General features: G+C 66.3%; 21 protein-coding genes and 4 pseudogenes. 15 read left to right on the plus strand and 10 right to left on the minus strand.

Features of this window, described 5'->3' with window-relative positions:
- Nucleotides 1–11 precede the first annotated feature (11 nt).
- The gene (locus tag ACIRQH_RS00085) at nt 12–929 is read left to right on the plus strand and encodes a GNAT family N-acetyltransferase (RefSeq protein ID WP_404223209.1); all 918 of its coding nucleotides are present in this window, start codon (nt 12–14) and stop codon (nt 927–929) included.
- 145 nt (nt 930–1074) lie between these two features.
- Here ACIRQH_RS00085 and ACIRQH_RS00090 read toward each other — a convergent pair whose 3' ends face one another.
- Nucleotides 1075–1728 (minus strand): SDR family NAD(P)-dependent oxidoreductase, encoded by a 654-nt coding sequence (locus ACIRQH_RS00090; RefSeq protein WP_404223211.1) that lies wholly within the window; start codon nt 1726–1728, stop codon nt 1075–1077.
- Nucleotides 1729–2091: 363 nt separating this feature from the next.
- Between ACIRQH_RS00090 and ACIRQH_RS00095 the strand changes: the two genes are divergently transcribed.
- The 3 genes and pseudogenes from ACIRQH_RS00095 to ACIRQH_RS00105 form a co-directional block, all read left to right on the plus strand.
- The gene (locus ACIRQH_RS00095) at nt 2092–2424 is read left to right on the plus strand and encodes a hypothetical protein (RefSeq protein WP_404223213.1); all 333 of its coding nucleotides are present in this window, start codon (nt 2092–2094) and stop codon (nt 2422–2424) included.
- 421 nt (nt 2425–2845) lie between these two features.
- Nucleotides 2846–3463, plus strand: coding sequence for a hypothetical protein (locus ACIRQH_RS00100; RefSeq protein ID WP_404223215.1), 618 nt, complete (start codon nt 2846–2848; stop codon nt 3461–3463).
- 86 nt (nt 3464–3549) lie between these two features.
- Nucleotides 3550–4125 (plus strand): annotated as a pseudogene (locus ACIRQH_RS00105) (transposase); the annotation flags it as partial.
- Between the two features lie 39 nt (nt 4126–4164).
- Here ACIRQH_RS00105 and ACIRQH_RS00110 read toward each other — a convergent pair.
- Nucleotides 4165–4716 carry a hypothetical protein gene (locus tag ACIRQH_RS00110; protein WP_404223217.1) on the minus strand — a complete coding sequence of 184 codons (552 nt, stop codon included), beginning with the start codon at nt 4714–4716 and terminating at the stop codon, nt 4165–4167.
- A 149-nt stretch (nt 4717–4865) separates the two neighbouring features.
- On the opposite strand from ACIRQH_RS00110, the gene ACIRQH_RS00115 reads away from it, so the two are divergent.
- Both ACIRQH_RS00115 and ACIRQH_RS00120 read left to right on the plus strand, forming a co-directional pair.
- A complete protein-coding gene (locus ACIRQH_RS00115; protein WP_404223219.1) occupies nt 4866–5051 on the plus strand; it encodes a hypothetical protein in 186 nt (61 codons plus the stop codon).
- Between the two features lie 455 nt (nt 5052–5506).
- Nucleotides 5507–5677 (plus strand): hypothetical protein, encoded by a 171-nt coding sequence (locus tag ACIRQH_RS00120; RefSeq protein WP_404223221.1) that lies wholly within the window; start codon nt 5507–5509, stop codon nt 5675–5677.
- A gap of 1582 nt (nt 5678–7259) precedes the next feature.
- Here ACIRQH_RS00120 and ACIRQH_RS00125 read toward each other — a convergent pair.
- Nucleotides 7260–8138, minus strand: coding sequence for an ANTAR domain-containing protein (locus ACIRQH_RS00125; RefSeq protein WP_404223224.1), 879 nt, complete (start codon nt 8136–8138; stop codon nt 7260–7262).
- A 263-nt stretch (nt 8139–8401) separates the two neighbouring features.
- Between ACIRQH_RS00125 and ACIRQH_RS00130 the strand changes: the two genes are divergently transcribed.
- The 3 genes and pseudogenes from ACIRQH_RS00130 (at nt 8402) to ACIRQH_RS00140 (ending at nt 10226) form a co-directional block, all read left to right on the plus strand.
- Nucleotides 8402–8749, plus strand: a complete 348-nt coding sequence (locus ACIRQH_RS00130) for an ANTAR domain-containing protein (RefSeq protein ID WP_404223226.1) — start codon at nt 8402–8404, stop codon at nt 8747–8749.
- Nucleotides 8750–8883: 134 nt separating this feature from the next.
- Nucleotides 8884–9114: pseudogene (locus tag ACIRQH_RS00135) on the plus strand (barstar family protein); the annotation flags it as partial.
- A gap of 302 nt (nt 9115–9416) precedes the next feature.
- On the plus strand, nt 9417–10226 hold the full coding sequence (locus tag ACIRQH_RS00140) for a hypothetical protein (RefSeq protein WP_404223228.1): 810 nt from the start codon (nt 9417–9419) through the stop codon (nt 10224–10226).
- Nucleotides 10227–11089: 863 nt separating this feature from the next.
- Here ACIRQH_RS00140 and ACIRQH_RS00145 read toward each other — a convergent pair.
- Nucleotides 11090–11230 (minus strand): hypothetical protein, encoded by a 141-nt coding sequence (locus tag ACIRQH_RS00145; protein ID WP_404223230.1) that lies wholly within the window; start codon nt 11228–11230, stop codon nt 11090–11092.
- A gap of 219 nt (nt 11231–11449) precedes the next feature.
- On the opposite strand from ACIRQH_RS00145, the gene ACIRQH_RS00150 reads away from it, so the two are divergent.
- Nucleotides 11450–11791, plus strand: a complete 342-nt coding sequence (locus tag ACIRQH_RS00150; RefSeq protein WP_404223232.1) for a hypothetical protein — start codon at nt 11450–11452, stop codon at nt 11789–11791.
- A gap of 856 nt (nt 11792–12647) precedes the next feature.
- Here ACIRQH_RS00150 and ACIRQH_RS00155 read toward each other — a convergent pair.
- The 3 genes from ACIRQH_RS00155 to ACIRQH_RS00165 form a co-directional block, all read right to left on the minus strand.
- Entirely contained in the window at nt 12648–12995 is a 348-nt protein-coding gene (locus ACIRQH_RS00155) for a hypothetical protein (RefSeq protein ID WP_404223234.1), read from the minus strand.
- A 170-nt stretch (nt 12996–13165) separates the two neighbouring features.
- Nucleotides 13166–13945 (minus strand): hypothetical protein, encoded by a 780-nt coding sequence (locus ACIRQH_RS00160; protein WP_404223236.1) that lies wholly within the window; start codon nt 13943–13945, stop codon nt 13166–13168.
- Between the two features lie 10 nt (nt 13946–13955).
- A complete protein-coding gene (locus ACIRQH_RS00165; protein WP_404223238.1) occupies nt 13956–14645 on the minus strand; it encodes a hypothetical protein in 690 nt (229 codons plus the stop codon).
- 253 nt (nt 14646–14898) lie between these two features.
- Between ACIRQH_RS00165 and ACIRQH_RS00170 the strand changes: the two are divergent.
- The 3 genes and pseudogenes from ACIRQH_RS00170 to ACIRQH_RS00180 form a co-directional block, all read left to right on the plus strand.
- A pseudogene (locus tag ACIRQH_RS00170) lies at nt 14899–15057 on the plus strand (IS3 family transposase); the annotation flags it as partial.
- A 373-nt stretch (nt 15058–15430) separates the two neighbouring features.
- The gene (locus ACIRQH_RS00175; RefSeq protein ID WP_404223240.1) at nt 15431–15856 is read left to right on the plus strand and encodes a hypothetical protein; all 426 of its coding nucleotides are present in this window, start codon (nt 15431–15433) and stop codon (nt 15854–15856) included.
- Nucleotides 15857–15974: 118 nt separating this feature from the next.
- Nucleotides 15975–16652: a helix-turn-helix transcriptional regulator gene (locus ACIRQH_RS00180; protein WP_404223242.1), complete on the plus strand. Its 678-nt coding sequence runs from the start codon at nt 15975–15977 to the stop codon at nt 16650–16652.
- Nucleotides 16653–16900: 248 nt separating this feature from the next.
- Here the strand turns inward: ACIRQH_RS00180 and ACIRQH_RS00185 are convergent, their stop codons facing one another.
- Nucleotides 16901–17131, minus strand: a complete 231-nt coding sequence (locus ACIRQH_RS00185) for a hypothetical protein (protein WP_404223244.1) — start codon at nt 17129–17131, stop codon at nt 16901–16903.
- A gap of 751 nt (nt 17132–17882) precedes the next feature.
- Between ACIRQH_RS00185 and ACIRQH_RS00190 the strand changes: the two genes are divergently transcribed.
- The gene (locus ACIRQH_RS00190; protein ID WP_404223246.1) at nt 17883–18230 is read left to right on the plus strand and encodes a hypothetical protein; all 348 of its coding nucleotides are present in this window, start codon (nt 17883–17885) and stop codon (nt 18228–18230) included.
- 206 nt (nt 18231–18436) lie between these two features.
- Here ACIRQH_RS00190 and ACIRQH_RS00195 read toward each other — a convergent pair.
- Nucleotides 18437–19621 (minus strand): annotated as a pseudogene (locus tag ACIRQH_RS00195) (IS701 family transposase).
- Nucleotides 19622–19683: 62 nt separating this feature from the next.
- On the opposite strand from ACIRQH_RS00195, the gene ACIRQH_RS00200 reads away from it, so the two are divergent.
- Nucleotides 19684–20706, plus strand: coding sequence for an IS630 family transposase (locus ACIRQH_RS00200; protein ID WP_404223248.1), 1023 nt, complete (start codon nt 19684–19686; stop codon nt 20704–20706).
- A 543-nt stretch (nt 20707–21249) separates the two neighbouring features.
- Here ACIRQH_RS00200 and ACIRQH_RS00205 read toward each other — a convergent pair.
- Nucleotides 21250–21588: a hypothetical protein gene (locus ACIRQH_RS00205; RefSeq protein WP_404223250.1), complete on the minus strand. Its 339-nt coding sequence runs from the start codon at nt 21586–21588 to the stop codon at nt 21250–21252.
- Between the last annotated feature and the right edge of the window lie 18 nt (nt 21589–21606).

The raw sequence follows: 21606 nt of genomic DNA on the forward strand, positions 1-21606 counted from the left end.
AGTGTCCACAATTGTCAGATCTCATGCTGGGGTTGCCGCCGGGATACCGAGCGCGCCCGGCCACTGCCGACGACCTCGGCGATATCCATCGCTTGGTCACGGCCTGCGAGCGGGAGCTCTACGGGCAGGTGCATACCGATCTCGGCCGCATCTCCGCCGACCTGGCCAGACCGGGTCTGGCCCGAGAACTGGATACCCGACTGATCCACGACCGGGCAGGGCAGCTGGCCGCTCGGGCCTGGGTGAACCGGCGCTCGGAGGTGGACGTCCACCCCGAGCACCGCGGCCGCGGCCTGGGTAGTGCCCTCCTCGAGTGGGCCGAGGCCCGCGGCCGGCAGACGGGTAGCACGCGAATCGTCCAGACGGTCCCGGACAACGACAGAAATGCTGTCGCACTGCTGCGCTCGCGCGGATACGAGCCGATGGTGACCGAATGGCTGCTGGAGTTCCTCATGCCGGAGGAACCGACCGTGCCCGAGCCTCCCGCAGGCATCACGGTCCGGCCGTTCGGCCCTGGCGACGAGCTCGACGCACACCAAGTTATCGAGGATGCCTTCGACGAATGGCAGCAGCGGCGCAAGACCTACCAGGAGTGGGCCCAGCACACCGTCGAACGCTCCACCTTCGCCCCTGCGATGTCAGCGCTGGCATTCGCCGATGGCCAACTGGTCGGCGTTGCGCTCTCGCTGGATCTCCCAGACACCAGCGAGGGCTACATCGAGCAAGTCGCGGTCCGCCGCGATCACCGCAACCGGGGCATCGCCCGTCTCCTGCTCCGCACCGCGTTCCGGAGCTTCCATCAGCGGGGACGGCAGGTCTGCACCCTCGGGACGCACGCGGAAACCCGCGCACTCAACTTGTACCTGAGCGTGGGTATGGGAGTCCGGCACAGCTCCACGGTTCTCCAAAAGAATCTACTGGCGGAGTAATGATCAGCCACAAGACCGCAGTGCATGGGACTGCGGACATCCGCGCAACCGACTTCGAATACTGACAACAGCGGAATGGGGAGCGAGTTACGACGGAGAAGGGAACAGTATGGGTGTCTCAGTGCGGACTGCCGACAGTCAAGGCTCAGTCAAGCAGGGCCACGGATTCTGCAAGGTACAGGTGCGCGTAGCCCAGGTCGAAACCCTTTGATGGGTGGATGGGGTCCCCCCGGTAGCCAAACATTGCGCCGTTGTGGCCGTCGAGGCCGGATGCGAACAGCACGGGGAGCAGGCGGTGTGCGTACGCTGCCGGAGTCTGTGCGAGAAGTCCGATAGCGGTCTCGGTCATGCGGTGAACGGCACTGCCCTCACCGAGCAGTTCGGCACGGATCCCAGTGCGGATGACGCCGGGAGCCAAACCGAAGTAGGTGGGGCCGGGAAAGCGCTCGTGGCCTGCGATGACGAGCGCCTCGTTGCCCGCGAGGGTGTTGCCGTGCGCCGACATGGCCGTGTAGCGATGCTCGGAGTTCAGGTCGGCAACGCGCCCCATCTCCCCCCAGCCGGGCGAGCCCATGATGAACACGCGTGGCGGGCTGGGCTGTTCGATGCGGTCGGTGCCGAGGCGGGTAGCGGTCTTGCGGAGGATGGCCAGCCGGCTGAGGTAACTGACAGCCATATCCCGCTCGACGCCCTCGGGGGTCTCCGTGCGGACCTTTGAGGCGAAGACACCTGTTGTGAGCAGCAGGACATCGTTGTCTTCCACCTCAAGCTCCCGCCCGACACGGACCGCCTCGCGCATGGAGGAAAGGTCCGCCGGGACGAAAGTGAGGCGCGCGGATGCGGTGTCACGCAGAGTGCGGCCGACGACCGTGACGTGAGCGCCGCGCCGGAGTGCCTCGTTGGCAAGCGCCCGGCCGAGAGGAGGCCGCGGCGAGTGACTATCGCCTGGTCACCACCCTGTTGGATCCCTGCCGCTATCCAAGGTCGAGGTCTTCAGATGGTGTTGCGCCGCCTCTGACCAAAAACAGTGACCGCGGTGGCCTCACGCCGCACGGGAGGGCGGACTTCGGCGCTTCGCTCATAGACCGGCCCGCCTCGTGATCAGAGGGCAAGATCAGGGATGAGAGCGCCCGTCGCTTGCGGGCGCCGCCGGGGAGGGTGCGTGCCGAAGCCGACAAGGCAGCGCGGAGTGCGGATCCCGTGGGTCACCGATGCTCGTGGCGAACGCTTCGACCGTTCCGAGATCGACCGTCAGCCGGAGCCGCGATACGTGGCACCGTTGAAGTGCGGCGGGTGCGGGCCCCGGGTCAGTGCCCGGCACGGCAGCGCGGACGACCCCGACAGCCGCACCTCGCACTACTTCCGGATCGCCCCTCACACCGCGGCCTGCCGGTACGACCTCGACCAGCGCGGCAAGCAGCTCGTCGACCAGGCGCCCGCCACGGTGGTGCCCAAGGCCGAGCAGTGGCGGCTGATCTGCCCTCCGCTGCACTGACCATGTCCGGGGTGACGAGAGGCCCGTCGCACACTGCCGGACGACGGGCCTTCCGGCTCAGTATGGGCGCGGAGTCCCGGCACGCCGACCAGTTGGCACCAGCCTATGCCGCTGGCGCCCCCCAATGTCGGGAGCCTGGCGAGCCTCGCTAGCGTCTACGTCCCTGAAGCCAGATCTGGGGGGGCAGATGACAGACGAACTTGAGAGGCGCGTCCGGCTACGCCTGGCGAGGCGGCGTACAGCACCAGCACGCGTACGGGCCCGGGTCCGGGAGGAACCGCCCGAGCCGGCGCCCACACCGGCGCCCGAGCCCGATCCGGCCCCTGAGCCAGACCCCGAGGCGGAACCGGCCCCCGGCGTCTCTCGGCTACGGCGATCTTGGGGGCGTATCCGACGTGCGAAGTGGTCGAACATCATCACCGTGGCCGCGACAGTCCTAGCGGCTGTGGCAGCAATCGGCGGCCTTTGGGCCTCGGCAGTGGCCACGTACTGGAGCCAGCAGACCGCGAGAGATCAGCTCCAGCAGTCGCGAGACGACGCGGAGAAGGACGAACGGGCTCAGGCCGTAGCTGTTTCGGCTTGGCTGGATGGGACCAAGTCGGCATGGGCAGTGCACATCTTGAACCGCTCGCCCGATCCCGTGCCCCAGATGACGGTGGCATTCTTCAGCTATGTCGCATTCAAGAAGGTCAATGAACGAGACTTCCCGCTTGGCTACGACCGCCTGAAGCTCAGCATTCAGACAGCCCGCCTAGGTCCCTGCACGGAGCTCATCTACTCCCCAGAGCAGGTCAATCCGACCTGGGACCGGGGAATGACCTCGAAGAAGATTACGCCGGTGTCGTTGTTCGCGAGCAGAATCGAAATTGCGGCATTCACAGACCGTGACGGCAGGGGCTGGTGGCGGACTCCCGACAAAGGCCTTGAACGCGACCACCCGCTAGGCGAGCTACCTGCCCTGCCGAAGCCCCGGTGGACGAACCAACTTGTAGACGATCCCGTGGTCAAGAAGGCCGCGTCATGCGGCGGGGGCGAATGACCCTCTAGTGGACGCCGGCGGCTCCGGGGCGCTCAACCCCCGGGCCGTCCGGACGCTGATTGCGGCATAGCCGCCGGCGTCCTCTCCTCTTCCGTGCCGACTGGGCCCATCAGCCAGTGCTGGTGGAGGACGCTCTCGGCAAACAAATGCTCGCACTCCTGGTCCAGCTGGAGGCCGCCTGCACCGCCGCCGACGATCTGGCCAAGGCGGTGGAGCAAGCTTTCCCCCAGCACCCGGACGCTGAGATCATCCTCAGCTTCCCCGGCCTCGGCACCCAGCTCGGTGCCCGGGTGCTCGCCGAGATCGGAGACGACCGCACCAGGTTCGCCGACGCCCGCGGCCTGAAGGCATACGCCGGTGCCTCGCCCATCACCAGAGCCTCCGGCAAGAAGTCGAGCATCACCCGGCGGTGGGTGAAGAACGATCGCCTCAACCCCGCCGGCTACCTCTGGGCCTTCTCCGCCATCACCGCTTCACCTGGCGCCAAGGCCCACTACCGCAGGCGCCGCGACGACCACGGAGACTGGCATGCAGCCGCCCAGCGGAATCTCTTCAACCGCATGCTCGGACAGCTCTACCACTGCCTCCAACACAGTAATCGATATGACGAGGCACTGGCCTTCCCGGCTCCGCCCGCCGAGGTGAGCGCAGCGGCCGCATGACCAGAGGCTGCATCTCACAGGCAGCGATCAGGAGCATGCCTAGCGAGGCAGGCGGCCGAGTACGGCCCGGAACCTCTCTCGGCCTGCCATGACACTCGCGTCCCACAGACCTGCGGCGTCATTGCTCAGCGAGAGGGACTGGAGCCGTTGTTCGTCGGCAAGAAAGCTGGCCCCCGCAACGTTCTGGTCCAGCATCCCCATCGCGGTAAGCGCCGTGTGGCCGCAAGACACAGCTTCATCAGCGTTTCCGGAGCCGTGGGCTAGCAGGCCATACCGCAGACTGAGGACAGCGAAGAAGGCGTAGGTATCGGCGACATCGGTGATCCCCTCCTCGTCTGGCTGAAGCTCCGGGAATCGCTCCAACAGGCGTACGCGCTCGGCGGCGTCGGAGAGCGGCCGGTCGGCATACCAGAGGTCGCGTACAGCCTCCGCGAAGAAGTCCAAGTCGGATTCCCGCCCCGGCACGTTCGCTCGCAAGCCAATGAACAACGGCGCCATGCGCTCCGTGCAGGCGGCGACGTACAGGCAGATCGCCTCGCCGGCCCCGTCACGAAGCACCTCCGCGACGGCTCCCTCTACCAGCTTCTCCACGTCCCGACCTCCCGTTCGAACAGATCGCCAGGCTACATAGCGGCCTGAGCACCAAAGCTTGACGAGTTAAAGCCCTGAGGTGTCTGCGCGGCCCACACCGCCGTCACCTGCGTTCGGTGAGTGTCAGACCCGACGGCAATACTCACCTCGTGGCGATCACGATGACGAGCTACGGAATCCGCTGGACCGACCCCGAAGGCGTGCCGCGCGCAGCCGGCGTCTCCTACGACAAGGCCAGCGCCGAGGACCCGAAGACGCGACTGACCGCGGAGAAGTGCCGCGACATCGAGATCGTGCCGGTCAAGCCCGGGGAGCGGCTTCAGCCTGCGGGCTGACAGCTGCCCAGCCTCCCGTGGGGAGCCGGGAGGAGCGGCGGGCCCCTTACATGACGACGCAGCGGGGCCCGAGCGGGCTTCCGTCCCGGGGACGTCAGGAAGACCGCACCACCACCATGCACCTCTTCCAGCCAACGCGATAGATCACGGCCGGAAATAGGTACACGTCGAACGCTGCGCCGCGCTCCTCAGGCAGGGAGCGGGGGTGCTTGCCTGCGCTGAGGTCCTTCACCGATCTGTTTGAAGCCCTGGGCACGGAGCACTATGGGGCTGAGAAGTAGCCTGTTCTTCGACTTGAGATGCCGCCCGTTCGGGTGCGCAGCTTCGGCGGGGTGGGGCCTGAGTTCGTGGATCTGCCCGGGCGGCGTGTGCCTTCCGGGCATCGTGGAGTGCTGGAGTCATGCATGCGTGATGCGCAGTTTCGTCGCCCTGTCGTAAGCGTCGGCCGACGGGCCGTGACGGGGCCCAAGCCGCAGTGGCAGGACCTCTTCCTGGCCCCCGCCTACAGCGCCGGGGTCACCTTCGCGGACGAGCCCATCGAGGAGCCCGCGGTGGACTGGTCGAAGGTGTCCTCGCTTCCTCAGCGCCGCCCTGCGGGCCGCCGCGCCACCGGACGCGCAGCCTGATCCGAGCGCCGCCTCCAGGTGGCGGCCATCGCCTTGTCCTGACACGCAGGTGGTCGACGCGTGTCGCCGCAGACCAAGGGTCCCGCCGGGCGACAATGAGGTATCGCTCGCCCGTCTTTCGGTGGACGCAAACAGGGCAGCGAGGTTCTGTTGCCGTGGTCAGCGCCGACAGGACAGAGGGGCGATCGCTTTCGCGCCGCAGCGATCGCCCCCTCACCAAGCTCCCCAGTCAGCCCGCCGCGGGGCTTCCCCCCGGCGGGCTGCCATCCGGACCGATCGCCGACAGACTGCGACGTCCCTGGCCACAGCTACGGGGCCTCGGTTCCCGAGCCAGCCAGGCCGCCTCTCCACGGCACGACGACCATTCAGCGCAACCACACGCGTCAGGGTGGCTGCGAGCCACGGGGTGGTGGCGCGCCACTGCCATTGTCGGGCGGCGTGGAGCAACGCATGACCGGTCGGCGGGGCCGCGACGTCGCCGAACCCGCATCGGCGAGCCTGCCGCAGGGACGTCTATCAGGACCCGACCTATGCGGCAGTCGTTGTCGGACGGCGCGCGCGCAGTGAGTAGCCCGGCCTTCGGGTGTGCACGCAAGGGAGGCCGGGCTTCGCTGAGCCCCCTGACCAGGCAGTGGAAATCGGGTGCTCAGCTCTCGCATCGAGGTTCACGGCCGGGGACGCGAGCGACATCCTGTTCAACGACGCCCGACGCGCCGGGACACGACGTCCGGGCGGCCCACCACTGCTCGGCACGCCACCGGCTCAACATGCCCAGTCCAGGGGCTGCGGGAGGTGTGACGAGATGCTTTTGAGGGCGTTCGGGTGGTTCGACGCTGCTGGTGCAACCGTCAGTGGCGCAGCCCGCCTCCTGGACATCAAAAGAGCGTCGGAGGCTGGAGGATGCATGCAGGAGTGGCAGTACTCACCGACCGACTCGACGTTGCCCGAGGTGGTGCTGGATCCCTACCGCTGCGGATTCGACGCGCGTACGACCGTGAGCGGCGTGGAGGCTGGAGAACCGTGGGGGGACGAGGACTGGCCGTCCAGCGGTGGATCGCGCCGTACTGAGCCTGGGTTCCCTCCAGTGTTGGTGCCCTCGGTGGCCTCACGCAGTCCGGCGGCGTCGCGCGCGGCGAGTTCGGGGTCGGCGGGGACGCGGTCGGCCGTCGACCCGAAAACCCTTCCGGGCATGGAGACGTACTCACAAGCGGTGACCAGTGAGCGGGTGCCTCCGGACTACCGGAGCGACTCGGCCCAGCGGCGGGCGCATTGGCGCTACATGTTCTGGCAGGCCCTGGTCCGGAACTCCGCTACGGATCGGTCGCGTTCTTGCACTCTCGTCGCCAACCGTCGCCGCTCCCCCATCCGCATAGGCGAGGGGTGGGGATGCGTAGGCGGGTCCGGGCGCGGAGCACAGCCGAGCAGACGCATAGCCGCCCCCACTTCGGTAGCGGCTCTCGCCTGTCTGCCTAAGCGAGCCCCGTTTGCGAGAGGCCGCCTCCGTACCAACCTGAACCGGCACCCGCTCTGTACACACTTCCATCACATCTGCTGTACGGCTAGAGCGCGCGAGCCGTGAGGTTCACTGCGTCCTGTCCGGGCCTTCGCCGTTCGTGCCGGTTGCTTGGGCGTGGAGGTGTTCCAGGGCGTCCAGGACAACGGTCTGGCGATGCCAGTGCAGCCACCGCCCGACCACCGTGCCGGTCGCAGCCAAATCCGTGAGCTGGGTCTGGCTGAAGCCCCGCAGCGTTCTCTCGTGGTGGGAGGAGATGATGCCGAGCACCTGGCCGGCCCGGCCGATCAAGGGGAGGCTGTGTGCGGCGCGGCTGCCCGCCTGCAGGATCGCGTGGCGGGAGTCCTCGTCGAAGACGTCGGCCGACTCCACGTCCTTCACGGTGACCTGCTGCCGCTGCCGTACGGCCTGAGCGCAGGCGGTGCCAGCGTCGCGGACGAAGGCGAAGAAGTCGGTGAACTCCCGGTTCAAGCCGGTGTGCTTCTCCAGTCGCAGCATGCCGTTCCCGACGAGCTGCACGTTGCCCATCCCGGTATCGGCGACGTGCAGGACACGCTGGAGACCGGCCCTGAGCACCGCGCCGTGACTTCGCTGCCCATCCCGCGCGACACCCAGCCCCGGCAACGCCGGAGCGGCCGTGCGGGGGCGGCGCGGGAACCACAGGCCGGCATCGACATCCGGGCCGGCGATTCGCGCCACCAGGTCGGCGACCGTGTGCAGTTTGACGTTGAAACGCTGCGAGGCGCTGCGCAACAGAACGAAGGCGTCCTCCGGCGAGGGCAGACGGTAGCGGTCCATGAGAATCAGCTGCGCCGACTCGACACTCGCACGGGCCAGCTGCCGGTTGCGCAGCTCGAGCGGCCCCGGTGCGGCCGCGTCCGGAGGTGCTTGTCGCTGCCCTGATAAGACCGTCGGTGGGTGGATGCGTGCACGCGTTTCATCACTCACGGAAGGGCACCTCCGGGCACCACAGGACACAGGGCACCGCACCGGGCGGCGAACCCGCGTGCGACGTGCCTGCGTCCTAAGCACCCCCGCCAGCCTAAACGCAGCCCCGCAGCCTGCGAAGAGAGCCCTCCACGGGCGAGAGAACTGGGCCTGGCAGAGCCGGCGTTCAGACCGGACCCATACCGTCACGGAACTCGGGCAGGCGAAACGGAAGAGGCCGTCCCGGCCGGGACGGCGTGAACGGTGTATCAGCGGAAGCAGCCGTGTCCGTCGACACCACCGGATCAAAACCGACAGCACCCGCCGCGGGGGAGGCGGTGGAGCAGCACATGGCGGAGCTGCGGGAGGAGAACGCTCAGCTGCAGCAGGCGGTCCATTCCCACGCCGTCGTCGACCAGGCCATCGGCGTCATCCTTGCCGTAGGGAAACTGGCCCCCGACCAGGGGTGGAATGTCCTGAGGGCGCTCCGCCAGAACACGAACACCAAGCTTCGGCACGGCGCGGAACTGCTCATCGAATGGGCCCGCACCGGCAGCCTTGGCCAGGACATCCGCACCGAGTTGGAACGCCAACTCGCCTCGTGTGCCCGCACCGCGCCGCCCGACAGCTAAGAATCCGGCCACACCACAGCACACTGGACGGGCGCCTCGCTGAGCGGTTCGTGGCCGGGCGGCCGCCTCGGCAGTGGGACGACCGCCCGGCTTCCTGCCGGAGCTGACCACAACGGCAGAGAACCGACGAGCGCGCACTGCACCTGCTCCTGAAGCGAGAGCTGAGCTTCCCGGACTTCTACGGCATGAACTGGGATGCCTTCTGGGACGCCATCACCGGCCTGGTGAGCATTCCGGATGGTGTGAGCTTCCTTGGCTGGGAGCGGCTCGCGGCCGGCGTCCCCCGCGGAGCTGCCAGGCTTGGGCGGGCACTCGACGACTACCAAGCCAGGTACCGCGCGGAGTTCGTCGCTGAGTATGCCTAGCGATGAGCAATCTCCGGGCTTTGGCATAACCCAATCAGCGTCGCAGATCGTTTGGCACCCCCCAGGTCAGATGGCCGAGGGACCTGTCACCCTCCGGTGTCCCCTGTCACCGTTGGTCAACCTTTCACGGCCCAGAGACGGCCTGGTAGCCCATGCCTGGCTTTCAGAGACGGGCAGCCGACCTGGCCCTTGAGGATCTTGACCTCGCCTGCGTCGGGAAACGGGTACCGGCCGGGCGGGAACCCGTGTAGCGTCACGCTCTTCGCTCGGCCCACGGTGCGGAGTCCCGGTAGGTAGCCGCCATGCTCGATCAGCCTGTCCCCGACCCGTACACGATGTGGCGGCTCGCCCTCGCCGAGGTGGACCGGATCTTCGCCTCCCCTCCGGAACTCGACCGGCCGGTGGAGGGGTGCACTCATTGCTTCACGGAAGCGGAACTGCGCATCCTCGGCGGTGATCCGCGAGATGTGCCGGACGACGTCCTCGAAGGCTTCATGGGCAAGGTCGTCGATCACTGGGACGCGGACCAGTACCTGGTCCTGTGGCGCCGCCTCATACCGCGTGCCCTGCGTCACTGGGGCCCGGAAGGTCCTGGCACCGACCCGTCCCATGAACTGCGCGGTCTCGGCCGACACGGGGCCGAACTGATCAGCTGGCCGGTCGCCGAGCGCACCGCGGTCGAGCAGGCGTTCCGGGCACTGCTCACCCTCGCCCTCACCGGCGGCCGGCCCCAGACGGACATCCGCGACCTCGTGGAAGGCGTCGCCCACGCCACGGGCGGCCTAGAGCCATGGCTGGACCACATCGCTGGCCTCGCCGGCCCCGCCGCGGATGCCGGCCTCGTCCGACTGACATTGGGCTGGGGGACGGATTTCCTGTGGGAGGAGTTCGATTTCACGTGGTGGTACGACGGCGACCCGCGAATCGTCGCCGCCTGGCTGCTCACGCAGCGACCCCGCATCGCGTCCTTCACGGCACGCCACTCACGCTGCAAGAACGCCGCCGACGCACTCATCGCGATCTCCCACCTTCAAGAAGGTAACTGGAGCCCATGGCTCTACCCCTACGGCCCGCGCCCGCGTCCCCTCCTCCACCTGGCAACCAGCGGGTGAAGTCCTCGCTTTCGACTGGTGCGACGGACGGACAGAGATGCTGGTGTAGGAGTCCGTCCGGCGGCGTAGATGTCAGAAGCCTTCTGATCCGTAGCTGTAGCGGGATCGGTCAGTGAGGGTCATACCGGCCGTCCCTAGGCTTCGGAGAGGCGCTACTGGAAGGGGGTTGCGGTATCTGGCTGCTGTACCGCAGGATCCCTGCGGGGGTGACCATGGAACGGCATTCGATGGAGCGCCTGGTCTACGGCGAGGACATCACGTTGGAGGACGTGAAAGGAGTCGAGTCCTTCGTGTCCGCTCGGCTCGTCCGGATCCGTCACGCTGACCGGGGAAGTGACGAGCGGCAGGCAGCTCGCGCGATCCACACGGCTCTGCTGTACCTGGTCGGCACGCTTGACCACGCACTACCTCTCGCAGGGGCAGCATCCGCGGAACCCGAGACACGAGCCCTGGTACGCCGGGAAGTCCGGACGTGCTGGAACGCACTGTGGTCCTTGGCCTCTCCCTGGCAAATGCACGCCGGGTACGACCTCGATCGGTTTCGCCACGTCAAGTATTGGGATGCAGAGCACGCGGAAGAGATCCGCGCCCTTTGGACGCGATCAACTGGATCGGCAGGTCTCTGATTCGGGTGTTGGGGAGGAGCCAGCCGGCGGGGCACTTCCACCGATTAGGGGCAACGGCCTGCGCGGCTTGGAGGATTTGGACCTGTGGCCTCATCCTTATCAGGTCGATCACAGGACGCTGTCGACGCTGCTCGACCGGTCCGGCGCTTCGGTCGAGGGATCGCCGAGATCTGGTGCTGACCGGCGTTGTTCGCGCTTGTTGGTGTCAGCCGCTGATGTCAGTCCGTCCTAGGCCTTTCAGGCCAGTACGTAGAACAGCACGGCCGCAGCCCACATGAGGACCGGCGGCAGGACAAGCACCGCCACAATGATCTTAAGGAAGATCAGCAGGCGGTCCGCTGCCGTGAACGGCTCCCGCATCAGGCCGTCATCACTCATGAGTCTCCCCTTTCACCGCACTGTTCAGCGGTGGTGGGCGGAGTCTAGTAACCGAGTCACTCCGACCGGCCGGTGCCCCTCGATGCGAACTATGGGCGGGATGGTTGCTGAGGTCTGCCGGGCTGGTCAGTCGGGGTCTTGCGGCTGCTGTCGGCCACCTAGGGTCGAGAGGGTTGCTGTACTTCACTGCTGTACAGCAGGATCCCGGCGGAGGTGACCATGGAACGGCATCTGTTGATGCGGCTGCTGACCGGCGACGACGAGGCATCCGTGGCTGTCCTGGCTGCCCTCCACGGCGGCGCTACTCACGTTGTATGGGATGGAACTCCCCCCGCCGAGTCGCTTGCCCGGATCTATGCGCGCCGGCTTCGGCACACGCGGCGGAAGGGCATCGAGACTCTGGGGCTGGATCGAGCGGTGCAGCTCCTCGGCCGACACGACCAACCGGTGCGGCTTGGGCAGGTCACATCTGCCGATAGGGCATGGATCTTCATGCTCTTCCTCACCGAAGACGGCGACACACTGGTGGCCTGCACCGGCGTACGTCGGACAGGCGAGTAAGTACCGCTTTAGGAGCGAGGTTGGTCGATCGCAGGCGTGATCTGCGGATTCCCGGCCTCATTCGACCGCCGGAGTGGCACCCCTCTGAACCCCAGTTGCCCGTGAGTTCCCGTCCGTTCTGGCACGAGAGTGGCACGGCCCGCGGATCGTGCTCCGACTCCGTGATGCGAATTGTGGGCTGCACGGCCCTCCGGCCACGTCCGGACTCAGGTATGCCTCCCTTGATACCTGCGGCTTCGCGGCAAGGCTTCGGGCGCCTGCGGTGCGGTTTCGGGCGCCTGGGGTGCGAGCTGTCCTGTCTCGCCTCTGGCGACGCACACCATCACGTGTCCAGTCCGCAACAGACCAAGGACGCAGCGGATGCTGAACCACCAATACAGGGCTGAGAATGCATGCACAGAGGTTGCAAAATATATGGAAACTGCAGCAAAGAGGGCGAAGTTAAGGAAGTTGAGCGTTAGCAGCGGCCACCCTGAGTCCGTTTTCGCTCGATTTAGTCTTTTCCAGGTCGTTCTTGGTATTTGAGTAGGATGCGGGCTGAAGCGGCGCTTGATCTCGCCCATGAAAGATCGCTGGGTCATGGGGTAGATGGAACAGCGGGAGATGACTCCTGTACAAGCCCAAGAAGCATGAGTGAGGCCACCAGACTGGTCGTCTCGGCCGGCTACTGCGCTCGTGATGACGCCCTTGATTCCCGCAGCCCACCACTCGCCGCAGCTCCCATCCCGTCTGCCGTCGGCCCACACACCGTGGAGCGGGCGTGGTTCAGAGTGGCACGCTCCCGCCGCGGATCCGGGGCCTGGCCGCGCAGCGAGAGGCGCAGGGGCATGCTCTTGCCGGAGACTTTGATGCATGTTCACGCGCTTTGGACCGTGCGCGGACACTGCTTGCTCGCCATGACGGTGATGGCGACGCTCCAGTCATCGGCACCATGCATCTGCCCGACTCGGTCGGGATGATCACGGGCGGCTATGCCGTTCAGGCTCACGGTCTGGTCGACCGCCTTAGCCAAGATCTCGACGTAGCCACAAGAAATCCCGCCTCGATCGCCGAGATCGTGGCTGTGGCCAGCGACGGCCTCGTTACCCGCGGCTGGAGTGTCCGCCAGGTCGAGACGGGCGCCCTCTCCGGTCGTCTCATAGGCCAAGCATGTGGGGCCGGGAGTAACCGCGTAGCCATTTGGCACCAACTCGAAACTCCGCACGACAAGCACGCTGTCTGCTTTGAATCGAAGCAGGGAGCGTAGAATGCGGGGTTTCCTGGCAGTTGTGCGCAAGGCCGGCGCAGGTTGACGTGCAGCCTGCGCCGGTGGTTGGACGACTCGCGTCACACTGACTGGTCGGGGCGCACGATGGATGCCCTGAAGGGTGTGTGTCAGGAGCAGGGGGTGGCATCGCTGGATGCAGCGAGGGGCGCGACGCCAGGCGCGGGTGTCGCTTCAGCGAGAGCACCTGCGAGATCGGTCGCCGATTGACCGGTCATGTCGTTCTCGACGGTGGACGCGGGATCGGAGGCTGCAGCCTTCTCAGCTTCTGCTGCATCTTGCACGGAGCCCTCTACTTCGCCGACCCCGATTGTCGAGTCGTCGTAGGGGATGGTTGATTCGGAGCCGAGGCCGAGCCACTGGCCAGGGGTGTAGTCACCCTCCGAGCACTGCTCTGCCTGCCATTCAAGGGCAATGATGTAGGTGTGACCTACCTCGATGCGTGGCCGGTGCTCCATCGCGAACTCGCTGCGATTGGTCGTGTCCCCATTGGTGAACTGCCAGCCGGGAGATGTGCGCTGCCATGTCGCAGGCGCTGCCTTAGGGGCATCGGGGCGGGACCAGAGAACTCGATCGATCCGCATGCTCACGGATCGTCCTATGAGGCCCTCCCCGCGGTCGATTTCCGTCTGAGCGGGAGGAATCTCCGCTTCATCGGTGGCCGTCGCGACGACCACGTGGTCGGCGTACGTTACCCAATCAGAGGCGGTCTCGTTGGGGAGGCGGTCAGCGCCCGCCGCGAGGATAATCGGCTGTTCTGCGGTGTCGTTCCCCAGCCGTTCGGAAGCTGAGGTTGCAGACCTACATTGTGATGCGCCGAATGCAATGGCTGCGATAACGATCACCGGCACCAGAACCGCGATGATCTTGTTGAACGAGATGTGGCGCACTTCCGGCCTCTCAGTAGACGCTGTTGATGTTCTGAACCTGGTTGTCGCCCAGGTCGTACGTCAGAGATGAGGTGGTCATGCAGCCGAGGCGCATGTCATTGTTGGCGATGTACGGGCTGGCGAAGTCGCCGTGGGTGAGCCCCATGGCGTGACCGGTCTCATGGCAGGCGAGGTTGATGGTGTACGCACCACCGCCGCGAATCCGGACATACGACTGGTCACACCGGTAGGTCGCGCTATCAACGGCATCGTTGCACCAGGTGGCGCCGTCGAAGTCGCTGTCGACGAGGCCTTCTTGGTAAATGAGGTCAGTTTCGCCGGCGCCGCTGAACACGGGGTCGGAGTCGTAGTGGAAGGCGAGATGCGTGGGCCTAAACTCATAGTCCAGATTATTGTCGACGATCCCCCTATCGTCTGCTTCCAGTTCGAACTCGCCGCTGCTGTCCATGTAGTAGTAGACCTCGGCATTGTCTGTGAGGCAGATAGTGGCATTGACAGAGGGGCCACTTCCGCGGCAGGCGGGGCTGTAGCTGGTGGTTGGCACGAGATTGTCTGTCACGTAGGCGGCGCTGGCGGGCGACGTCCACACCGTGAAGAAGCCGAAAGAGGCGGAAAGTGTGAGCAGGACACGCCGCAGTAGCCTCAATCTTCGGATGGTGGTTGATGATCTTGAGGAACGTGCGGTGGTGCGGTAGTTCATTTAACCCCCCGGGATCTTCACTTCACCTTCACGATGTGATCATGAGCACGCTACCTATCTTGATCTTGGCAGGCAACTCGCTTTCCAGGAAGAAGCTGTAGTCTTGGTAGGCCTGCGTGTCAGCCTTGCTCTGCAGGCCGCCGCTCCGCGAGGACGGGACTGCTGCGGAGTTGGGTGACAGCGTGACCTGTCCCAGGTCCTACGCTCCAGTTCTGACGGCTAACTGACAGTCCTTCACGAGAGGCGGGCAGTCATGCCTCGCCCCCATCCTCCGGAGTTCCGGGTACGTGCCATCGCGTTGGTCCGCGCCGGCAAGCAGGCCAAGCAGACCGCGGTCGAACTCGGCATCCGTCCCGTCACGTTGCCGAAAGGGTTGCGGCAAGCCGACATCGGCAACGGGCGGGGGCCGGGAGGGCCCGTCTCGCGATGTCTCTATGGCCAGCCGTCTGTTGCTTACCCACCACAAGGGGCCGTTGGAGACGAGCAGGGTGAGGCACACCCACGAATCTGGGCAATGTTGTGCTGAGATCCTGCCGCACCCGAAGGCCACGGCTGGCTCGGCATGCAAGTGCGGCTGGTACCGGAAGCGCCACCGTCAGGTCGGAGGCGAGGCGCTCGCAGGCTTGCAAGCACCGTCAACTTGACTTGTTTACGGGCCCTTTCGTGGGCTTGGCCGGCGGCTGCGACTGAGGGTGGTGTCTCTCGCAATCGGCCCATGATCCTCAGGACCATTGCTCGGACAGTCGCTCTGACGCCTCGCCCACGGCCGCTACCGCACCCGCGTCGTGCTGACCGGGTCCGACGTCGCCGCCGTGCGCGCCGAGTGGGCCGGCGCACTGGCCGCCACCCGTGACCAGTTCCTCGCCGAGGACCGGTTCCGCCGCGCCGTCAACGGCCGCGGCACCGTAGTCGCCGAATCTGCCACCGCGGCGGACACACGACTGCGCCGACTGCTGTACGAGGGCAACGCTCTCTACCACCAGGGGCTTGAAGAGACGCGCACCGAGCTCGCGGATCGCTCCCGCGCCCTGTCGACCAGCCAGCTGTGCCTGGACAGCGAGGTGGCAGGCTTCCCCAGCGCCAACCGGGAAGAAGCGATGAGTTTCCTGGCTCTTGCCTCGTGGCAGCACACGCCGGGCGCGATGGCGTTCGACGAACTGGCGGCACATGCTGCACGCCGAGGCGTCTGCCTCCTCGCTGAGAGGTACTGACGGTCCGCGATCGGCGGGCAGGGTTGCGCCGGCGGCTGGACACCCCCCCGAATTTGCTGCCATTATGAGCTTTAGGTCGGAAGGGCCGGCCCGTCTCGCATGAACGGATGCGACCACCATGGCCGGCAAGCCGAAGAAGCAGGACCCCGTCGACTCCAAGGAGCTCGCCGCGGAACTGGGACTTAGCGTCGCACGCGTCAACTCGCTGTATGCCGAGCGCGAGAAGAACGACTTCCCCGTACATGTCGACCAGCGCGGCCGCGCACGACTGTGGGACTTGGCTGAAGTCCGCAGGTGGCACGAGGGCAGACAGCCCTCACGCCTGCAGGAACTTTCGCTGGCCGGCGGCGATCCGAACGAGCTCCTGAACGCCGCTCAGGTCGCGAAGGTGTTGGGCTACAAGAGCCGCAGCCAGATCACCACGTACCTGGCCGAGCACCCGGGCTACTTCCCTGAACCCGACGAAGTTGAGCAGCTCGGCACCTACAAGCGGCAGAAGTGGCGCTTGCAGACCATCGCCGACTGGCGTGCCACCCGGCCGGGCAAGGGCAAGCGGGCCGGAGCAACACGTCAGGCGCCTGCGTTGCCCGACGTGCCGGCCGACGGTGATCCGGACGAGCTGCTGTCAGGGACCCAGGCCGCGGCACTGCTCGGTTTCAAGAGTCTCAACTCCTATGTCAGTTCTCTGTCCCAGGGCAACCTGCCGCTGCTGGAGGAGACCGACGGACTCACGCCCCTCGGCAGGCGTGCATGGACGCGCCGTCGCATCCTCGAACAGAAGGCACAACGCGGCTGACGAGGCAGGTATGTACACCGCCTCCACAATTGCGGTCTTCGGGTGTTGGGGATCGTTGTCCCCCGCTTGGGCCCGGAGACTGTGCGATGGCCGGTATGACGTGGCTCGCTACCACGTTCCGTGCCGGGCTTCAACCCGGCACGAGCCGGCCATCGCTCACGGAGCCCCGCCCTGGCAGTCAGGGCGGGGCTCCACCTGTTGAAGCAGGCAGTCATCGTGCTGGAAACCGCAGCGTCGAAAGTCGGACCCTAGCCCGCGGGGGCGGCAACGCCGGCGTGACGGGCCTCCATCGCGGCGATGACTCGCTGCCGCGCCACGGTCCGGGCCAACTTGAGCCTTCCTTCGGCCAACAGAAGGGGCACGTACCAGATCCAGCCCCACACGCTGTAGGAGATCGTCCCGCTCAGAACCAGCGCCTTGTTGGTGATGAGGAGGAGCACGAAAGTGGCGACGTACGCGGCCACCCGGTGACGGATCATAAGCCTCAACGGGGCGCGCCACGGACCCACCAGTAGCTCCAGCGCAGCGGTCACTTCAGCGGCCCGCAAGTCCTCTGGATGCGAGGGCGCCGGGCCGCCCCGCTCGAGCGCTTCTGCAACGTCGGCACTGTGGGACGTCAGAGCCGCCCGCTCAGCCCGCACGGTGGCCGTCCGCTCCCGTATGTCCTGCCAGTAACCACGCCCCGCCCAGCCGAGCGCATCCTCAACGCGCGCCGCCTCAGGCGAGTCCGCAGGAGCCAGCACAGCGATCCTCTTGAGGACGACTGCGCGGCCGCTGCGCCCGGGGTACGCGGGAACATCCCGCTGCTCGTGCTCCCTGTGTGTGTTCGCCTCACGCCGTGACCTGCTGCTCTCCACGGGGCGGCGGCCGCGCCTTGCGGACCTGTGCGCCGAGGTCGAGGAGGTGCGGGGAGACAGCTTCCGAGCCGACTGGCGCATCTCGGACCTCATTCGACACGCGAGGACCTGCGGGGCACCCGACCCGGGCGTCGTCTATGCCGACGAAGGACCCGACTTCGACGCTCTCGAGGCGCAGGTTCGCGGAGCACTGAAACTGAAGCCCCGCAGGGAGCCCGATCTGGCCCGTGAGCGCGGACGAGCCCTCTGCAGCGACTGCGCGGTTCCGCAGTAGCGGGCCCGCCCATCCGAATCAGCTCTGCGCCCCGGGCGCAGGGCAGTTGGCTCCGTCCGCGGGCCGTTCCCTCCGCTCCCTTTCGAAAGGCACACTGTCATGGTGACTACAGCCACCCAGCGCCTCCTTGACCTGGCCGCCATCGCTGCGGCCAGTCGCGATGAGGACCTGATGCTCCGGCTCTTGGAAGAGGCGAACGCGCTCTACCAGCAGGGATTTGAAACTCTTCGCGGTGTCGTGGCGAGACGTGTCGACGGAACATCGCCCGAGGTCCTGGTGGCGGTCGTGAAGGCAGCAGGGTTGCCGTGCGACGCGTCGCAGGACCGGGACGAGCTGGTCCTGCTGCTCGCCCTCACTGAGTGGGAAATGACTCCCGCAGCCCTCGCCTACTCGGAGATGGCCGAGGACGCCGCCCGCCGCGGCGTGTGCCTGGTCCCCGAAGAATGACGGCACGCGCAATCCCTGAAAGCTTTGGGGTGCGCACTAGTACTGCAACGGTCTTTGGTCTGATGGTTGGGCAGTTTCTGGTGGTGTGTGGCCGCGGCGTTTGTAGTGGCTGACGCGGGCTTGCTGTTGTCTTCGACGCCGCCAGTAGGACCAGTGCAGGACGTGCTCGATGGATGGTGGGCGGCGGCGGTGGGTGAGGCGAGTGATCAGGCGTCGGAGTTCGGGGACGGTGAGGGGTATGAGCTGGGAGGATCCGTTTCTGCTTTGTCCGTGTCGAGCTCTCGGGCTCGCAGTACGGTGAGGCAGGCGTGGGCGGCCATGGCGAGGGTCATGTGGCGGTGCCAGCCGGGGTAGCGGCGGACCTGGTAGTCGTCCAGGACGCATTACTGATTCGCCGTCTGGAAACACTCCTCAATCGCCCAGCGGCTTCCGGCGACGCGGATAAGTTCGTCGAGGGTGGTCTCGGCGCGGCAGTAGGCAATGTAGTAGGAGATCTGGTCGGGCCGGCCCACGCTTCGGCGGGCGAGAACCCAGTGCCGGCGGTCTTCGCGGTGCCAGGGCCGGACTTCCACTCTCGCCCAGTCGTAGACCCGCGGGCCGTGGGCACCGTTCCCGCAGGAACGACGCTTCCACTTCTGCCGCGGCAGCCCATTGAACAGGTCGTGGACGGGGTGGTCCATGGCCCAGCGGGAGACGACGGTGTCGTGGCGGGTAGTGGCCATGACGTGAAAGACATCCGCCCGCTCGAGCTCGGTCCGCCATCCTTTGGAGAAGCCGTAGGCGGCGTCCGCGGTCACCCACCTAAACGGGATCTTCTCCGTGATCGCCCGGCGGACCATCGCCTTCGCGATCACTACCTTCGTCTCGAAGGGGACCGTGTCCTCAACGCCTGCAGTCCGGCACCGGTCCCGGTCATCGGTCCATGACGTGGGCAGATACAAGCGGCGGTCGATCAGCGTGCGGCCGCAGGCACCGGCATAGGCCAGGAAGACACCGACCTGACAGTTCTCCGTCCGGCCCGCCGTTCCCGAGTACTGACGCTGGACGCCGGCCGAGCGGACACCCTTTTTCAGGAAGCCGGTGTCGTCGACGATCAGCACGGCGTCGGGGTCACCGAGATGTTCCACCACGTAGTCGCGGACGTCGTCCAGGACTTCATCCGCGTTCCAGTCGATCCGGTTCAGCAACCGGTGGATGCGGTCCGGAACGCCGTGACCCGCCTGTTCTGCCAGAGTCCAGCCGTTCTTCCGCTCCAGCGGAGCGATCAACCCCTGCATATACGCAAGCGTCGACTCCCGCGGCTCACTCCGGCTGAACCGGTGCACGAACCTTTCCTGCAACCGCTCCAACTCACCAGCCCACAAACTGATATCAGCAAGGTCCCCACCCATAACCCCACCAACGAACGACCTGACCAACAGTCACGGCATAGACCGTTGCAGTATTAGAGGAGTTGGTCCGCAGGCGGTCGACGCCTCAGGCGTTGGCTCTGCGCTGCCGGATCGTCCTTGCGTGTGCATCCGGTGCTGCCAACCGGGAGGTTGCCCGCCAGGTCGGAGCCGAGGAACACACGGTCGGCAAATGGCGTGCGCGTTTCGTCCGCGACCGTTTACAGGGCCTCGGTGACATGCCACGCCCGGGCGGCCCACGTTCGGTGTCCGACGAGCAGGTCGCCGCGGTCGTTAAGAGAACGCTGGAAAGCACGCCGAAGAACGCCACGCACTGGTCGACGCGGGCGATGGCCACGCAGACGGGCCTGTCGCAGTCGACCGTCTCCCGGATCTGGCGGGCCTTCGGGCTGCAGCCCCACCGCAGCGAGACGTTCAAACTTTCGACGGACGCGTACTTCGTGGACAAGGTCCACGATGTCGTCGGGCTCTACCTGGATCCACCCGAGCGCGCTCTGGTGTTCTGTGTTGACGAGAAGTCACAGATACAGGCCCTCGACCGCTCACAGCCAGTCCTTCCGATGATGCCCGGCATCCCGCAGCGGACCACACACGACTACGTTCGCGCCGGCACCACAACGCTCTTCGCCGCGCTCGATGTGACCACCGGCGCCGTGATCGGCTCTCTCCACCGCCGACACCGGGCCGAAGAGTTCAAGAAGTTCCTGGCCAAACTGAACCGCGAGATCCCGCCGGGCCTCGATGTCCACCTGGTCCTCGACAACTACGCCACCCACAAGACTCAGGCGATCAAGACCTGGCTGATCGCTCACCCGCGCTTCCACCTGCACTTCACACCCACCGGATCGTCCTGGCTCAACCTGGTGGAACGCTGGTTCGCAGAACTCACGAACAAGCAGATACGGCGAGGCGTCCACAAGAGCGTTCAGGCCCTGGAGAAGGACATCCGGACCTGGATCGCCGACTGGAACACCAATCCCAAGCCCTACGTCTGGACGAAGACCGCCGACGAGATCCTCGAACGCCTCGCCAGCTATCTGAAACGAATTCCTGACTCAGAACACTAGGTCGCCGAGCCTGGTGGACGGGCCGACGTCGATACCCATCCTGGAGAGCATGCTGCGCGCCTGCTCAACCGGAATCGTCACCCGGGCCGCTTGGCGAGACCGACAGCGGACCCCTCGACATGCACCTCGCTCTCAAGCTTGATGGACTGGTAGTAGCCGTCCACAATTTCCAGATCGCCGAGGTCTTGCCTATTCAGGATGTGGAGCACACCCCCTGCTCGTGGAAGTCGTTCGGATCTGTGAGCGCATCCCAAAGCCGAGAGCAATCACAGCCACCCCGCCGAGCAGTTCGCCTCAGATGAACGCAGCACCGACCTCGTCAGGTTGATCGGTCCACCGCAGCGTCGAGCATCCTGCCAGTTCAGGACGGGTGCCAGCTCGACAGGGCCGCTGTCAGCAGGGTCCACGACCCGACACGACCTTGCTGAGCCGCGCTCGTAGGAATTTTCTAGGACATTGCGCCCAAGTTCCCGAGGTTGAGGACCCCAGAAGAGATCCTCAACGCCTCGGGCCTGTCATCTGGGTGGCGGCAGAAGCTGGTACTCAGCGCTCCTGTCCCTGTTCCGTGCCGGTTACTGGCGGGACCACTCGGAGGTTCGCCTCGGGCTGTACCCAGGACAGGTCCGTGCCTTCGAGTTCGACGACGGCGTGCCAGCCGGGGGACAGTTCGGAGAACTCTCCGAACGGCGGCCGGTGCATCCGGACCACGCGGGCCGGGGGCGCCCCGGCGTCCACTGGGCTGTCCACCGGAAGCACCGAATCGCCGGGGAAGACGCTCCGCCCCACACTGATGCAGCGAGCGTGACAGACCACCCTGTTCGCCGAGGGCCGCTCGTACAGGATCTCGACTTGCAGCAGGCCGACGGGCTCGGTACCGCTCATTGCGAGGATGCCTCCATC

The organism is Streptomyces sp. NPDC102279 (assembly GCF_044766365.1).
Classification (GTDB): domain Bacteria; phylum Actinomycetota; class Actinomycetes; order Streptomycetales; family Streptomycetaceae; genus Streptomyces.